Origin of the sequence: Moorena sp. SIO3B2, from assembly GCF_010692525.1 — a bacterium.
Lineage (GTDB): Bacteria > Cyanobacteriota > Cyanobacteriia > Cyanobacteriales > Coleofasciculaceae > Moorena > Moorena producens.
This window is the reverse complement of record NZ_JAAHHE010000018.1, coordinates 25,622-41,548: the sequence shown is the minus strand read 5'-3', so window position 1 is coordinate 41,548 and position 15,927 is coordinate 25,622. Positions and strand designations below refer to the sequence as shown.

General features: G+C 44.1%; 18 protein-coding genes. 9 read left to right on the top strand and 9 right to left on the bottom strand.

From position 1 onward, the window contains the following. Positions 1–103 precede the first annotated feature (103 nt). Both F6K38_RS06595 and F6K38_RS06590 read left to right on the top strand, forming a co-directional pair. Positions 104–301, top strand: coding sequence for a hypothetical protein (locus F6K38_RS06595; RefSeq protein ID WP_287356319.1), 198 nt, complete (start codon positions 104–106; stop codon positions 299–301). Positions 302–312: 11 nt separating this feature from the next. Then, positions 313–588 carry a hypothetical protein gene (locus F6K38_RS06590; RefSeq protein ID WP_287356318.1) on the top strand — a complete coding sequence of 92 codons (276 nt, stop codon included), beginning with the start codon at positions 313–315 and terminating at the stop codon, positions 586–588. Here F6K38_RS06590 and F6K38_RS06585 read toward each other — a convergent pair. The 4 genes from F6K38_RS06585 to F6K38_RS06570 form a co-directional block, all read right to left on the bottom strand. Beyond that, complete coding sequence (locus tag F6K38_RS06585) at positions 565–942, bottom strand: hypothetical protein (protein ID WP_287356317.1); 378 nt, start codon at positions 940–942, stop codon at positions 565–567. The genes F6K38_RS06590 and F6K38_RS06585 overlap by 24 nt on opposite strands. Positions 943–1,399: 457 nt before the next feature. Next, on the bottom strand, positions 1,400–2,854 hold the full coding sequence (locus F6K38_RS06580; protein ID WP_008189577.1) for an efflux RND transporter periplasmic adaptor subunit: 1,455 nt from the start codon (positions 2,852–2,854) through the stop codon (positions 1,400–1,402). A 342-nt stretch (positions 2,855–3,196) separates the two neighbouring features. Then, complete coding sequence (locus tag F6K38_RS06575) at positions 3,197–5,563, bottom strand: ABC transporter permease (RefSeq protein WP_008189576.1); 2,367 nt, start codon at positions 5,561–5,563, stop codon at positions 3,197–3,199. 358 nt (positions 5,564–5,921) lie between these two features. Next, complete coding sequence (locus tag F6K38_RS06570; protein WP_008189573.1) at positions 5,922–6,632, bottom strand: ABC transporter ATP-binding protein; 711 nt, start codon at positions 6,630–6,632, stop codon at positions 5,922–5,924. A 278-nt stretch (positions 6,633–6,910) separates the two neighbouring features. Between F6K38_RS06570 and F6K38_RS06565 the strand changes: the two genes are divergently transcribed. Then, a complete protein-coding gene (locus tag F6K38_RS06565; protein ID WP_267872109.1) occupies positions 6,911–7,042 on the top strand; it encodes a hypothetical protein in 132 nt (43 codons plus the stop codon). A gap of 10 nt (positions 7,043–7,052) precedes the next feature. Here the strand turns inward: F6K38_RS06565 and F6K38_RS06560 are convergent, their stop codons facing one another. Then, complete coding sequence (locus tag F6K38_RS06560; RefSeq protein ID WP_008189569.1) at positions 7,053–8,777, bottom strand: ABC transporter ATP-binding protein; 1,725 nt, start codon at positions 8,775–8,777, stop codon at positions 7,053–7,055. Here F6K38_RS06560 and F6K38_RS06555 point away from each other — a divergent pair, their 5' ends adjacent. The 4 genes from F6K38_RS06555 to F6K38_RS06540 all read left to right on the top strand — a co-directional run bounded on the left by F6K38_RS06555 (position 8,778) and on the right by F6K38_RS06540 (position 10,285). Continuing rightward, on the top strand, positions 8,778–9,086 hold the full coding sequence (locus F6K38_RS06555) for a hypothetical protein (protein WP_131827208.1): 309 nt from the start codon (positions 8,778–8,780) through the stop codon (positions 9,084–9,086). Positions 9,087–9,448: 362 nt separating this feature from the next. After that, positions 9,449–9,574, top strand: a complete 126-nt coding sequence (locus F6K38_RS06550) for a hypothetical protein (RefSeq protein ID WP_267872108.1) — start codon at positions 9,449–9,451, stop codon at positions 9,572–9,574. A 26-nt stretch (positions 9,575–9,600) separates the two neighbouring features. Further along, on the top strand, positions 9,601–9,900 hold the full coding sequence (locus F6K38_RS06545; protein ID WP_008189566.1) for a type II toxin-antitoxin system HigB family toxin: 300 nt from the start codon (positions 9,601–9,603) through the stop codon (positions 9,898–9,900). After that, positions 9,884–10,285: a helix-turn-helix domain-containing protein gene (locus F6K38_RS06540; protein WP_008189565.1), complete on the top strand. Its 402-nt coding sequence runs from the start codon at positions 9,884–9,886 to the stop codon at positions 10,283–10,285. The genes F6K38_RS06545 and F6K38_RS06540 overlap by 17 nt, the downstream gene beginning before the upstream one ends. Before the next feature lie 360 nt (positions 10,286–10,645). Here the strand turns inward: F6K38_RS06540 and F6K38_RS06535 are convergent, their stop codons facing one another. Then, a complete protein-coding gene (locus F6K38_RS06535; protein ID WP_008189563.1) occupies positions 10,646–12,124 on the bottom strand; it encodes a leucyl aminopeptidase in 1,479 nt (492 codons plus the stop codon). 419 nt (positions 12,125–12,543) lie between these two features. Between F6K38_RS06535 and F6K38_RS06530 the strand changes: the two genes are divergently transcribed. Then, positions 12,544–13,167 carry a hypothetical protein gene (locus F6K38_RS06530; protein ID WP_008189561.1) on the top strand — a complete coding sequence of 208 codons (624 nt, stop codon included), beginning with the start codon at positions 12,544–12,546 and terminating at the stop codon, positions 13,165–13,167. 17 nt (positions 13,168–13,184) lie between these two features. Here the strand turns inward: F6K38_RS06530 and F6K38_RS06525 are convergent, their stop codons facing one another. The 3 genes from F6K38_RS06525 to F6K38_RS06515 form a co-directional block, all read right to left on the bottom strand. Continuing rightward, positions 13,185–14,429: an FAD-dependent hydroxylase gene (locus F6K38_RS06525; protein ID WP_008189560.1), complete on the bottom strand. Its 1,245-nt coding sequence runs from the start codon at positions 14,427–14,429 to the stop codon at positions 13,185–13,187. Between the two features lie 92 nt (positions 14,430–14,521). Beyond that, a complete protein-coding gene (locus F6K38_RS06520) occupies positions 14,522–15,097 on the bottom strand; it encodes a Uma2 family endonuclease (RefSeq protein ID WP_008189558.1) in 576 nt (191 codons plus the stop codon). A 163-nt stretch (positions 15,098–15,260) separates the two neighbouring features. Then, positions 15,261–15,701, bottom strand: coding sequence for a DUF29 domain-containing protein (locus F6K38_RS06515; protein ID WP_287251026.1), 441 nt, complete (start codon positions 15,699–15,701; stop codon positions 15,261–15,263). 49 nt (positions 15,702–15,750) lie between these two features. On the opposite strand from F6K38_RS06515, the gene F6K38_RS06510 reads away from it, so the two are divergent. After that, positions 15,751–15,921 carry a hypothetical protein gene (locus F6K38_RS06510; RefSeq protein ID WP_287251024.1) on the top strand — a complete coding sequence of 57 codons (171 nt, stop codon included), beginning with the start codon at positions 15,751–15,753 and terminating at the stop codon, positions 15,919–15,921. Positions 15,922–15,927: the final 6 nt, after the last annotated feature.

The window sequence follows — 15,927 nt, the reverse complement described above, 5'->3', positions numbered from 1 at the left end:
CGTCAAGGTTTCAGGAGTTAAAATCACGAATTGTGTACCACTACCCTTGGCTTTTACCCATGAGGGGGCTATAGATCAGGTAAAAATATTAGGCTAATGTGACATGCTCCCCCTATTACCAATTACCTATTACCTATTACCCATTACCTATTACCCATTACCTATTACCCATTACCTATTACCCATTACCTATTACCTATTACCCATTACCTATTACCTATTACCTATTACCTATTACCCATTACCTATTACCCATTACCTATTACCCATTACCTATTACCAATTACCTATTACCCATTAGATTTAGTACAAATGTTCTGCATAAGTGACATGCTCCCGATTCCCTGTCTTGATGCAGCGCATCCCTATTACCTATTACCCATTACCCATTACTTATCACCTATTACCTATTACCTATTACCCATTACCTATTACCCATTACCTATTACCCATTACCTATCACCCATCACCCATTACCTATCACCCATCACCCATTACCTATTACCCATCACCCATTACCTATTACCTATTACCTATTACCCATTACCCATTACCTATTACCTATTACTTATCTTCAATCACAATTGACAAACTAGACGACTCTTGTAACTGAATCTCAGCGCGTTGTGCGATCGCAATCGGAATATCTTGCTGATAGGAGCTACCCTTGGCTGTGAGTTCTAGCCCATCAATCCTGTAGTTAGAATCTCCGAGAAAGCTTCGGAGTGCTTCCATAAACTTCTCCTGATTTTGCTCTGAAGCTTGGCTATCGGCAGGAATAAAACCCTTCAGGGTTTCCTGGGCCAGATTGCGTACCTTAGTCCTAATCTCTAGCAACAGGAAAGTTTTCAATTGGTTATAATCCAGATTTTCTCCCACTGCTAGTTTGGGTAACTGCTGCAACAGAGCAGCAGTCAAAATACTCTTAACTGCGGCTTCCATAGCACTCTCGAGTTTTGCTGGGTCAACAGTTTCGGGAACTGCAACCGCCGGAGTTAGCCTTAAGTTTAAAGTAGCGATCGCAACATCAACAACCTGGATATCGCTGGTAATGATAAACTTATTATCAGCATCAGCTAACTGAGTAGGTTGAAGGTTGAAGGTTGAAGGTTGAAGGTTGAAGGTTGAAGGTTGAAGGTTGAAGGTTGAAGGTTGAAGGTTGAAGGTTGAAGGTTGAAGGTTGAAGGTTGAAGGTTGAAGGTTGAAGGTTGAATAAAAAATATGCCAGTTAACTGTTGCTTGACTTATAGCATTTTTGGCGTTGCTAATTGATTTTTGATTTAGCGATCACTAACTTGAAGTTATACCTGAATTCAGCAACGCCCATCGCTTTTGCTATCAATTAAGTTTCACATCTCAAATTCGAATTATATATTATAGCTAGTCAACGGATAGCTAGTCAACGGGGTGCAACTTGTTTTCCTTCCTGAATTTGCTCAGTGGGATGCAAGATGACTATTTCTCCTTCTCGAAGTCCTTGTTGAATCACTGCTTCAAGATTACTGCGCTGACTAATTATAATCTGACGTTTCTTCGCTTGGTTGTTTTCCACCACAAACGTACACCAAGTCTGGAAGTTGGAGCGCTGGATACTCCCTTGATGATCTGAAAATTGGTTACTTCCCTGTGTTCCCCCTGTTGCAGACACGGACAAATCATCCCTATTTTGTGCAATCGGGTCCAAGGAGCTATTTTGTTGTGAGTCGCAGCGGAAAATGGCACTTAAGGGAACGACTAGCACATCTGAGCTTTCCCAAACTACAATCCGTGTTTCTACTCGGTAGCGATCACCTAAAGGAATTGGGGAATCTACAAAATTAGCGATCGCATTCACTCGCTGTTCTTCTACCCCAAGAGCTGAAATTTTGGTAAAACCTGAGGGTTCGACGTACTTCACCTGAGCGTTTAGGGTGCGCTCTCCCCCCCAATGTTCAATGAACATTTTTGCTCCTGGCTTGACTTTGACCGCATCAGTAGAAAGCAAATCAACGACAATCTCTAGGTCGGCAGGATTTCCTAGTTCCAACAGGGGAGTTCCGGCTTCTACATATCGAGCACTTTCTTCTAGGACTCGTAGGACATAACCATCAATTGGGGAATGAATTTCGGCACGGGCTGCTTCATCGGCTAGCTTGGCAAGTTCAGCTTGAACACTGGCAATGCGAGCATTGTAGACATCAAGTAAATAGTCAGGGTCTCTCTGTTCGGCTTGGAGAATGGCACGGGCTTCTTTGGCTGCTACTACTTCAGCGGCCACACTGTCCACTTCCCGTCGTGCTGCTTCTAATTCCCTCTGGCAGGTAGTTTCTAACAATTGAGCTGTTTCGAGGTCTTTACGAGAGATTGCGCCATCAATGTATAACTGTTGGGAGCGTTGGCGATCGCGTTTTGCTTGCTCTAGTGCTGCTAATGCTTGCTGGACCCGAGCTTGAGCTTCTTGCTGTTGGGCTGCTGCTGACCGGATCCGGGCTTGAGCCTGGAATAAAGCTTCTGGTTTTGGTCGCTTGGTTGCTACCCCATCACGCTCTGCTTGCCATTGCCTTAGCCGTGCTTGAGCTTCTCGGACGTCTGCATCTAGAGGAAGGCGGTCAATTTGGGCAATTATTGCCCCTTGTTTAATTTTATCTCCTTCATCTAGTTTAATCCTCGCCAGCCGACCGGCAACAGGAGCTGAAACTACGAAGCGGGAGCGGATACGGGTCTTTCCCTCTCCATCCACTGTTACTTGCAAACTACTGCGTTTAACTTCGGCTAGATCAACCCGAATCGGTGCAGGACGAAATGCTAGGACAACTACTGTGATGATGCCAACTCCAACCATAAGGTAAGTTAGCCGTTGAGGAAGGTGCTTCATGAAGTGTCTAAAATCGCGGAATTGATTTTGCGATCGCAACAGTATTTAATTACTACTATTTAATTACTACTATTTAATTACTGCTATTACTTTTTTACTGTTCCATAGCTTGTGTTAGTTACGGGTGCATCTCCTAAAAGCTGTTTGACCTGATGGTGCGTTACGGGGCGGGCTGTTTCAACCAGGAACGAAGAGGCGGAAAATCAGGGCTAGCCCGCCCCTAACGCACCCTACGCAACATTTCTAAAAGTGAGATGCACCCTTAGTTACAACATGCAAACTAAGCTGAATACAAAGGAATCAGCAGGCTCCGCACTGATGTAACTATCACCATGTTGATGCTTATTCCCTGGTTTTCAAAACAGCGATTAAGTCCAGACGATTCAGCTTTCTGCGGATAATTAACCCAGAACATAATGCTGCTACTATTACGATAACAAATGTAAAAGCATAGGTATCTTTAGTAATAATTAAGGGAAAACGGTAAAGTTCAGAATTATAGGCAACAGACATTAAAGCAGCTAAACCGTATCCGAGTCCAAAACCAATTGGAAGGGCGAGTAGGGTAAGAATAACTTGTTCACCTAGGAGAATAAAGGCAATTTCAGCACGAGTGAATCCCATAATCCTGAGACTGGCTAATTCTCGTCCTCTTTCTGATAGGGCAATCCGTGCTGAGTTATAGACTACGCTGAAGGTAATAATGCAGGCAAAAATTACTAGTACTGCTGTGAAGACTCGCAGAAGTTTAGCACTAATTTCCTCAAAGCTTTCTAGGTTGGCTTCACGGGTGGCAATACCGGTAATGGCCGGTAGACGTTTGAGGCGATAGTAAAGCTGACTAGCAAGGTGAGGATCAACGGAGAGGTAAGCACCAGAAATAGTTTGTCCTTCTCGCATCAGTCGGTTGAGGGCATGGATATCCATATATGCTGAGACACCGAAGAGTTCATCCACCAAGCCGACTACAGGAACTTGACGCACGGGACGGCTTCCTTCCAGGACTTCCACGGTTAGGGTATCTCCAGGAGTAACACCTAGGATTTCGGCTAGTTTGGTAGTCATGACAACTCCGTCTGGGGGTAGATGCACGGTGTACCAATTCTTGTCTAGCAGACGGCGGAATTCTCCGGCTGGGTCGATTCCAGTTAAAGCACTGCGATAGGTATGATGGTCAAAGCGTAAACGTACTGGTACGATGCGGAATGGTTCGGAACGAATCACTCCTGGTAAGTGAGTGATTTCGTAACGGGTACGTGCGGGACGGGGTTGATTAAAGATAATGGTGAGATCTTCCCGTTGTACTTGGCGGAATTGAAAATCCATCAGGTATGTCAGTGCATCTCCGATGTACAACCCAGTCAGGAGAATTGCTACAGCAACAGCTATTCCCATAATGGATAGGAAGGCTTGGATGGGCTTGCGTTCCAAATTACGGAGGATAATACCACCGGCAGGGGATAAAAACTGCTGTAGACCTAGCCGTTCAATAATGATAGGTTTGAATTGAGCTGGGGGTTCGGGACGCATGGCTTGGGCTGGAGGAAGGGAAATTGCCCGACGTACCGCCATTAGTCCACCAATTGCTGCTGCGGTAAAGCTGACTAAGATGGCGGTGGCGACTAAGTCTGAGCTGACGTCATAGCGTAGTAGGGGAAAGCGAAAAAATTCAGCATAAAGTTGGGTTAGTCCATTGCCGAGCCAAAGACCAACTAGGGTGCCAAGGATACCTCCTACACTGACAATGGCAAGGACAAATTTAAGATAATGGATACCGATGGTTAGGTTACTGTAACCAAAGGCTTTGAGCACAGCAATTTGCTCCCGTTGGGTTCCGATTAGGCGAGAGAGGACAACATGCAGTAGGAAAGATGCGATCGCTAAAAAAATCGAAGGCATAAAAGTAGCAGAGACTTCCAAACTGCTGAGTTCATCTGCTAGAATTTGATGGGATAGCTGATCTTCCCTTCCATAAGCACCTAACCCACCGTAGCGTTCCAGTAATCGATCCAAACGGCTAATAATTTCCCTTTCTTGAGCCCCTGGAATTAAGGAAAGGCTGACATCGTTAAAGGCACCATCAAGGTCGAAGGCTTTACCCAAGGCTTCCCGACCTATCCAAACCACTCCAAATCGCCGATTATCTGGGAAGATTTCTCCAGCACCTCGCACTTCATAAACGTATTCTGGTGATAGGGCAATTCCTACTATTCGCAATTTTTCCCAACGTCCATTAATAATGGCACCCATGGTATCACCCAAGTTGAGTTGATTGGCTTGGGCGAAGGCTTCACTGACAAGTACTTCATCTCCTCGTCCTGGTTCAATATAGCGACCTTGACGAATAAATAAGTCGTTGAGTTTGGACTTACGACGCTCAGGAATTGAGATTAGTCTTCCTGTGGCTGGTTCTGTTAAACCAGGCACATCAAGGGTGACATCAACCACAATCCGAGTTTGGGTTTGGGCAATACCGGGAATAGCACCAATTTGGGATTTGAGGCTTTCTGGGGCGCGTTTGAGGGAAGCGAAAACTTGGGCAAAATGGTAGCGGTTGTAATATGTGTCTTGGATTAGTCGCAAAGAGCTATAGGCACTCCTGGCTAGGACGAAGCTAGCAATGCCACAGGCTACTACTAATGCGATCGCAATCACCTGACCTCGTAATTGCCATAGGTCACGTAAGAGTTTACGGTCTAGGGAATTCATGGAAGTCTAAGACCAACCGAAAATGTCAGGAACAGGCAAGATGCCCATTCTACAGGTGCGACCCGTGGCGAATTTAATTCTTAATACGGAAAGCGCACCTAAAAACTCTTAAAATCATTCCATTATTAAGCAACGCTCGATTTTTTATAACTGCTCTTCTTCTGTATAAAACAAAGCTTCACAAACTAATGTCAAGCCGAACAGACAGCAAACTAAGAAAGTTGTTAATAATATTGCTATCATAGCTCAACTCCTTGGGAAGTCTTTTACTTTGTGACTCCCTCTAGTTCTTTTATACCTCCGGTTTTCTATCGAGCTAGGTAATTTGATTCAATTCTTAATATACTCAATCGTTGACTTACCACTCTAAATCCTCAGGAGCAATCTTAGTCTGATTACCATGTACACTAATAATCTCACCACTACGCATGGTAATCACCCGATCTGCCATAGCCGCAATTCCAGCATTGTGAGTAATTACAGCAGTAGTTGTTCCCAATTCCTGATTGACTCGCTCCAATACATTCAATACTAGCTTACCGGTCTGAAAGTCTAACGCTCCGGTTGGTTCATCACATAGGAGCACTTGAGGACGTTTGGCAATAGCACGAGCGATCGCAACCCGTTGTTGTTCACCCCCAGATAATTGAGCCGGAAAATGGTTAAGGCGATGGTCGAGTCCCACTAGTCCCAAAGCTTCCCGAGGACGCATCGGACGAGGAGCAATTTCCGTCACCAGAGCAACATTTTCCTGAGCCGTCAAGCTGGGAATCAAATTGTAGAATTGGAACACAAAACCCACGCACTCCCGACGGAAGCGGGTAAGAGCACGATCATCAGCACTTGATAAATCACGATTATAGAATTTGACTTGTCCGAAGGAGGGAACATCAAGTCCTCCGAGAATATTCAGCAGAGTGGACTTGCCACTTCCAGACGGACCAAGCAATACTACAAATTCTCCTCCATAGAGGTCAATAGTAACTGATTTTAGTGCCTGAACATTCACCTCCCCCATCTGATAGGTTTTAGTCACGTCACGCACTTTGAAAATAGGTTCATTGTTCATATAGCGGTTGGCGACTTTACTAAGTAAATATTTCTAAGTTTTTAGGGAACAGGGAACAGGGAACAGGGAACAGGGAACAGGGAATAGGGAACAGGGAACAGGGAACAGGGAACAGGGAAAAACTATTTAGCATTCAATATAAGTGATTTATTATTGCCAATTGAAAAATTTAATCAATATTTTTTGTTCAATTTTGATAATCAAAATATCTGCAAATTGCTATAATTCATGATTGATTATTTCAAGAGTAATGACTAGATATAAATCCTAAATAAATTGTGACAATTATTGTCTACTATTCCCGATTCCCGATTCCCGATTCCCGATTCCCGATTCCCGATTCCCGATTCCCGATTCCCGATTCCCGATTCCCGATTCCCGATTCCGCTGTTCCCTGTTCCCTTTACTAGAGCAATTAAATCAATTAAATTGCTGAGCATAAAACCGAGCATAACGACCACCTTTTTCTAACAGTACTTCATGGTTTCCCGATTCAACAATTCGTCCTTGTTCTACTACCAGAATCCGATCAGCACGGCGCACTGTTGCTAATCGGTGAGCAATAATAAAAACAGTGCGGTCTTTCATAATCCGTTCTAAGGCTTCTTGTACTAAGGCTTCTGATTCTGAGTCTAAAGCGGAGGTAGCTTCATCGAGAATCAAGATTCTAGGATCGAGCAGTACCGCTCGTGCGATCGCAATCCGTTGTCGTTGCCCTCCCGATAAATTAATTCCCCTCTCCCCTACCCAAGTGTGATATCCTTGGGATAGTTTAATAATGAATTGGTGAGCATTGGCAATCTTAGCCGCTTCCTGAACAGCTTTAAAGTCAGGTTTTAATTGACCAAAGGCAATATTCTGAGCAATAGTACCTGAAAAGAGAGTGGTATCCTGGGGAACAATGCCAATCTGACGCCGTAGACTATTGAGGGTAATATCTTGAATATTGATCCCATCAATCAGGATTTCCCCAGATTGTGGATCATAGAAGCGGGGCAGGAGATTAACCAAAGTAGTTTTACCAGCACCCGAAGCGCCGACTAATGCGATCGCATCTCCCGGAGCAATTTCTAAATTCAAATTTCTCAGTACAGGCTCACCAGGTTGATAAGCAAAGCTGACATTACAGTATTCCACCCTACCCGTCGCTGGGGGTAAAACTATAGCGCTTGGCTTTTCCATTACCGTTGGCTCAAGGGCAAATAGTTCAAAGATGCGGTCTATGGATGCTTCTCCCTGTTTGAACTCATTATAGTTTTGGGTTAAGATGTTGATCGGATCAATCAACATGGCAACACCGATACCGTAGCTTACAAACTTGGAAGCCGTGAGGTTACCCTCAGCAATTTGCCATGCTCCCAACAATAATAGTAATAAGAAGCACAACGCTTCTAGAAAACCAACTATGGGAAACTGAATTGCTCTGAGGCGTTCAGCAGCATACTTGGCTTTGCGGTTGTTTTCCGCTTCTTGGCTAAATTTTTCGAGGGTATGGTCTTCTGCGGCAAAAGCTTGGATTAATCGAATCCCGCTAAACACTTCCGTCAGCATTGCGGACAAATCCGATATCCGATTTTGGCTGCGATGGGAGAATTTCCGGATCTGTTCCCCAAACCAACCAATCAACAAGCCCATCAATGGTGCAATAATTACTATGGCTAAGGTCAGTTCTGGATTAATATAGATGACAGCAGTTAGTACTACAATCAGTTGCAAGACACAAGGAATAAAATCACGAACAATTTTGTAAATCACCTCCCCAATCCGATCGAGATCTTCGGTGAGTCGGTAGGTAAGGTCACCAGTTCTAGCAGCTTCAAAGTAACCAATACTGAGGCGCTGCAAATGGTTAAAAACGTTTTGGCGTAAATGGAGGGCAATCTGTAGTGAAGCTTTTGCTGATAGGGTATATAAACAGTACTGCGCTATTTTCTGGGTCAGAAATACAACAGCAGCTAACCCAGCTAGCTGAAGACTCCTGACCAGTTTTCCCTGTCCGACCACAGCAAAAAAGGGCTCAGATAGCCAAAGGAGTAGGGGCCAGCAGACGGTGAATACTAATGTACAAACCAATGTCTGAGCCAGAGTTAAGCGTTGGGAACGAAGGTAAGGTCGCAGTTGCCAGTAACTAGAGTGAGGTTTCAAGTGTCAATCGGGAGAATGATGGCTTCTGTTTTAACCTATCACTTACGGTTAGCTGATGGTGACAAGCACCCCATTGGCCTGAGATGGTTCAAACCATGGCTCAAACAGTTGGGAATGAAAAACCTTAGTTGGTGGGCATTGGTGGCTAGGCTTCGTTGGAAGTGGTTTGGGATTTGCCCAGCAATGCCCACCCTACAGACTTCCCAAAATGCGATTGACCGTTCGCGCAGCGTCGGGCAAAGCCCGTGCATGTCACGCTTCGCGATTGGCCGTAGGCCACGCTTCGCGAACGCACTACGTTCTCTGTGACCATGACCATTATTGTGATATGCTGATCATTGGTTGGTATTCAAAGTCAGAACTACTGTGGCCTTAAAAATAATAATTTTATCTGTCTTCGAGCTTCAAGCCCCAAAAAGCATTTCACTCTCAGGTAACTCAGGATGTGATTAAACCACTGCACAAGACCATAGAAGCATTTAACACCAGATAATATGGATTTCCCAGGTTTAATAAATTTGGGCGTTATCAATCATTTTTATTGCCCCAGTTCAAGACCAGTCCCATTCAAGGCAATCCGATTACGCAAAAGTTGATTGGGCTAGTTAACATAACTTGGAATAGCTCTATTCCCTTTGGTTTCAAAATAAAGCGATGCAGAGGTGCGACCCGTGGCGAATTTCATTCTTAATGCGGAAAACGCACCATTACGGTCTTGGGGGTTCCCCCCACTCGCTATTGCCGTGGTTTCCCCCACTCGCTATTGCATCAAGACAGGAAATCAGAGTTGTGTCTAGGTTCAGGGCACCAAAGAGGATATCAAATGCATGTGATCAGCTATCGACGTTTGCGGGAATTTAGTGAAAAACACGCTGATTGCCATGATGCTCTCGATAACTGGTATAAGATTGCCAATCAGGCTACTTGGTCTAACTTAGTTGAGGTACAATCAGTTTTTAGAAAAGCTGAAGCAGTAGGAAATTTTACAGTTTTTAATATTAAGGGGAATAAGTACCGCTTAATTGTAAGTATAGATTATGAAAAGCATTTAATTTACATCAAGTATATTCTGAATCACGCAGAATACGACTATAATAACTGGAAGAATGACCCTTACTTTTAATCAAAAGCCATACAAAAAACTGTTAATTAAATATCAACCTAAAATGATTAAAACAGAAGAAGAGAATGAAAAAGCTTTAGCTTTTGTAGAAGAGTTGATGCACCGACCTAAACGAACACCAGAAGAAGATGAAATTTATGAATTGCTGATTACATTAATTGAAAAATTTGAACAAGACTATTACTCACCAGGGATTAGATCTGAGCCTCAGTCTATGTTACTTTTTTTAATGGATCAAAAAGACATAAAACCAGCGGATTTAGTGGGAATTATTGGCTCTAAAAAAACCGTTGATGACATCGTTAATGGAAAGCGAGAAATTAGCAAATATCAAGCCAAAACCTTGGGAGTTTTTTTTCAAGTTGATTCCAGTTTGTTTATGTGAAAAGCGCTCACCAATTGCTAAAACTTCATTTCGATTCGATGTATAGAGTTTTCCATACTTATCAGGTACACAGGAGTTTTTAACTATTACCTATTCCCTGTTCCATAAAATCATAAAATTATCTAGCTCAGCCAATGGCTTTCCTTAAAAACCCATAGCTAGTAATGCTGGGCGGAAGTTAAAATTCAAAATTATTGCATACTTATTATATAAGTGTTTCGCTCTTTTTGAAAGGTATCTTTATTTCCGCCGTGCCTTACTAGGGGGTTGCTAAACTAAGGAATGATCTTAAGTAATGATATTAAGTATAGTTGGGTCAGTTACCGATTACTTATTACCCATTCCCCATTACCTATTACCTTAAGTCTCACTCAATACCCAATTCACTAAAGTACGAACTGGAAAGCCAGTCGCACCAGAATTATTACAACCATTTTCTTTATCAGTCCAAACTGTTCCAGCAATATCGATATGTACCCAAGGCGTTTCCTTAACAAATTGCTTCAAGAACAAGGCTGCCGTAATCGAACCAGCTGCACGGGGTCCAGTATTTTTGAAATCAGCAATTTGAGACTTTAATCCCTCAAAGTACTTCTCTTCCATGGGCATCTGCCATAATTTTTCACCAGCCGCTTCTGCCGCATCTTTAAACTGTTGCGCTATTGTTTCATCAGTGGTCCATAAACCAGCAATATCATTTCCCAATGCTACAACACAGGCACCAGTCAAGGTAGCTAAATCTGCGATCGCATCCACCTCTAATTTTTCCGCAAACACTAAAGCATCTGCTAGGGTTAGTCTTCCTTCGGCATCCGTATTATTGACCTCAATCGTCTTACCATTAGAAGCAGTAAGAATATCCCCTGGGTGCATGGCATGACCACTAATCATATTTTCCGTGGCCGCACTGATAAAGTGAACCTCGACATCCGGCTTCAACTGGCCAATTGCCTTAGCAGTCCCCAAGGTAGCCGCCGCCCCCCCCATATCCATTTTCATAGTCTCGATGCCACTACCAGCACCTTTAAGATTCAAGCCACCGGAGTCAAAGGTTAAGCCCTTACCCACAATCGCTAATTTGCGTTTTGGAGTACCATCAGGTTTATAGGTCATATGAATAAACTTGGGAGGCAGATCTGAGGCTTTGGCAACCCCAAGAAAAGCACCCATTCCCAGTTCTTCACAGGCTTCCCTGTCCAAGATTTCCAGGGAAAAACCATACTCTGAGGCCAGCTCCTCTGCTGTCTGAGCCAAACTAATTGGTGTCACCTCATTAGCTGGTGCTGCTACCAACTCTCGTGCCAAAATTACACCTTCACAGATTTTCTGAGCCTTATCAATCCCTGCTTCTTGCCCAGCCAATGCCAGTAAATCAATCTGTTCCAGCTTTGCGCCCTTATCCTCGGATTCCGACTTAAAGCGATTGTCTTGGTGTAGAGCCAGGATTATCCCCTCAGTGATCCCTTGTGCCGTTGCTATGGGGTCATCATTAACCACCGGTAAGCTAATTCCAAGAGTTGTAATCTTTTGCTGTTTCGCAGTCCGGGCAATTGTGGCACTTCCACGGCGCAGTGTATCTAAGCTCAGGTCATCAGCTTTACCCAATCCTACCAGGATAATTTTACGGATTGGGCTACCGGATCCGACACGGGTGACAGCAGAACTACTAGTGCTACCCTTAAATTCTGTTTCCTCGATCAATTCTGTAATCGTACCAGTCAGTTTCTGATCCAACTCGGCTAAATCACCAGTCAGGTCTACAGCATCCTCAAATAACCCAATGGCTAAAGCATCACCAGTCCAGTCTAACCTTAGTGTATCGGTTCCGCGAATTTCCATATTTTTTTCTGTCTAGGTAATTACAATGAATAGTTTTTGAACCAATACCATAACAAATATTGACTGGTAATGGGGTGAGGGGGTGTGGCGGTTAGTTAGTGTAAAGATTGTTGAAATTTTATCTGACGATTAACGAAAAAAACATTCTATCTGTGTTATATTTAGAATTGATAATCATAAACTATCAATAAACTTGTTCCGGATCGAGACGTTTATGGCTCAAAATATCGAGTCAGTTAACACACAAAAAGTAAATCCTCGACAACGCTATACGAAACTAAACATTTTTGTCGAGGTCTTACTGGCTTGACGAGGTAAGCCAAACTAGAAAGAAGTGTTCTATTGACTTAAGCGATGCTTGATTGTAGAGCCACTTGAGGAATATTTCCCCTTAATTGCTGATTTCTGGTTTCCATCCTATGCCTCTGCTCGACCCCAACCGTTCTTATAGCTTCAGTGAAATAGCCAAACTCAAAACTCCGACGGATGAAATCTTGGCAGAATATGGCTATTCACTAGAACGTACCTTATTGGATTTGCGGCAATATCAGGGTGAGTTAGATCGATTGCAGGAGCGCCAATCACGCCTCGAAGAAATCTTACCTTACCTGGATCTGAGCAACGAACAATCCCGGCGGGAGATGTTAATTGCACCTGTGATGGCAGATTTAATTCACTACACAAGGGCGCAATTGCGAATTGAGTATTCAATCAAGGTCAGCAATCAGCTTCAAGGCGCGTTGGACTATTTGCTGAGGACAACGACTAATCTGTTAGTAGTTGAGGCAAAGCAAGAGGATCTTACCAATGGTTTCACTCAGATGGCAGTCGAACTGATCGCTCTCGATCAGTGGGAGAAATGCGCATCGGTTGAGCAACAGCCACAACTATTTGGAGCCGTTTCAACTGGAACAATCTGGCAGTTTGGTATTCTGCACCGTCAAGATAAATTAATCACCCAACAATTGACTCTCTACCGGGTACCAACGGATTTAGAACCCTTAACCAGAATTCTGATCGCAGCGCTCTCTAGCAGTAATTGAGTAAGAGAGTCACTGCTCTATTGTTGAGCAACTTGAGGAATATTTCCCCTTAAACCAGTCATCAACTTCAAAGCATAAATCTTGACTGGACGAATCCGGCGCAGCATCCATAACCCGAGACGGCGTATCGCCACTATTGGTAACCAGTTGTTGGAAAACATCCGATCTAGGGTATCGGTAAACCCTAAGATGACAAGATTCTCTTGCTTGCGCCAGTTTTCATAGCGCTTAAGAACCTCTATGGCTCCAATATCTTCCCCTGCTTGGTGTGCTTCAGTCAAGACTTGGGCAAGGGCAGCAGCATCGCGAATCCCAAGGTTTAGTCCTTGACCACCGACAGGATGGCAGCAATGGGCAGCATCACCAATTAGTGCTAATCTTGACTGAATATAGCGATCGCTCTGCATCAACTGCACTGGAAACAAATAGCGATCGCATTCCAACTCCAAGCGACCCAACAGACCACCAGTGTAGTATTCCAGCTTAGCGAGAAACTGATCTTCGTCTAGTTCTTTTAAAGCTTTGGCTTCAGCATGGGGTGCTGTCCACACCACCTGGCAGCGATTCTCTGATAAGGGCAGCACCCCCATCGGACCACTAGGCCAGAAGCGTTCAAAAGCCGTATTATTATGGGGCTTTTCAGTTTTAATCCGGGCAGTCACACAAGATTGCCAGTATTTCCAGCCACGAGTCGTAATCCTAGCCCTAGTCCGAATTTGCGATCGCGCTCCATCAGCCGCCACCAAGAGCCTTGTCCTGATTCGATGCTGAGTATCACCCTCCTTGACAGTAATCTCCACCCCAGACTCCTGATAGTCTACATCCACTACTTCTGCTGGACACAGCCAGTCAACATTGGGGCAATCTGTCAAAAATTCTTGCAACGACGTTAGCACCGGACGGTGTTCTCCCACATACCCTAGGGCGTTGGTACCTAAATCTGAAGGGGAAAAATTTACCACACCGGAATGGTTAGCATCGGAAAGCTTGATCTGCCGAAATGTGCTAATCTGCGGCAGGATTTTATCCCAAACCCCAATACCTGCAAAAATACGCCCTGAGAGGATAGACAAAGCATAGGCTTGTATCCTGGCAGCTGCCACTGACTTCGGTTTTGCTTCTATGAGTAATACGCTCAACCCAGAATGTTTCAACGCACAGGCCAGGGTAGAACCAGTAATGCCACCACCCACAATGGCTAGGTCGTAATCAAAACTTTGATGGGTTGCTGAGGTAGTTTGAATCAGCAGTTCCAGCGCCATAACTATAGTAGTAAGTGTCTCGGTAAATAGTAATATATACTCTTTTTCATTGTGACGCTTTTAGATCAACCCATCAACTGATCCAATTTTGCTCAACCTGGAAACACACGACTTAACTCTAGGCACAAATCTCCAAGACCAGGAATGGTAACCGTTTCATTGGGCAACACCACCCGTTTGACCCGATAGCCGAAATTTCTTTGAGTATCTTGATAGGGCTGAGTATAGCACTCTAGTTGACCAGCCACCAGGTTAACAATCCAGTAATCCTGAACTTGGTTTTCTGAATATAAAGATAGCTTTACGGTCTGGTCATACTCCAGGGTTGAATCTGACACCTCAATAACCAGCAATATATCCTTTGGATAAGGGTGATTTGGCAAGTAGTCATCTGCCTGACCCCATGCGATCGCAACATCCGGTTCCGGTTCACTGTCGTTGGATAGGATGATTGGTTCCTGTCCCCTTACTACCCCACGGTCGCCTACTAGTCTGTCCAACTCTCGCCATAACTTAGTGTTGCAAACCGAGTGGGAGGTACCCTTCGCCACCATTTGTATTAACTCTCCCCGAATCAACTCCACCCGGTCATCTTCTGTTAGAAAACCATTATCAATCAAGCGATGATAGTCAGCTAGGCTAAAGCGCTTAGTTTTGATCAGGGTCATGATAACTTAACTTTAAAAACACAGCTTAATTGTATGAGGAGTTATTCTTTTCCAATTTATCAACCCATGCCTCTAGTGCCTTGATTTTTTCAGTCCAAGTTATGGTTTAACTCACCCCAATATCAATTAATTCAATATTCCCTATTTTATCATAAAATAGGCTTTAATTTTCAGCTTCTGGTAACCAATCCTGATCTAAGGCCAATCCAAGAGAATAGGGGCAAGCCTCTGGGAAAACCGAAACAGGCATTCCGGTTTGCTGGGCTGCCTTACGGCGAGCCCGCTGATAGCTTTGTTCCAGCTGCTGGGCTGGATAGCTCCTGAGACTGGGACTATCTTCAATAGCTAGCTCAATCTGAGTCCGAGCGTCAGTAATCGAATCCAGCCAGCTATCCGAGCGACGCTGATGCTGGTATTGCCACTTGAGCAAATGTAACAGCAGGCGAATCAATTGGCTAGTAATTCCCCGCCTTTCACTCTTGCCCAAGTCTTCAACCTCCTCAATCAGATTTTCTAAGTCAATCTCTTGCCAACGACCTTCTCGCAACAGCTGTGCTGTTTGTTGTGTCCAGGAATGAAAGTCTTTTGTGTATGATTTTTCCACAACTGTCTCTCCCTTTATATACCCAATTTATCTCTTAATTTATTAACTCTTGCCTCTTGCCTCTTGCCTCTTGCCTCTTGCCTCTTGCCTCTTACCTCTTGCCTCTTACCTCTTACCTCTTGCCTCTTGCCTCTTACCTCTTGCTAGCTTGCCTATTGCTAGCTTGCCTATTGCTAGCTTGCCTCTTGCCTCTTGCCTCTTGCCTCTTGCCTTTCCTTAATCCAAT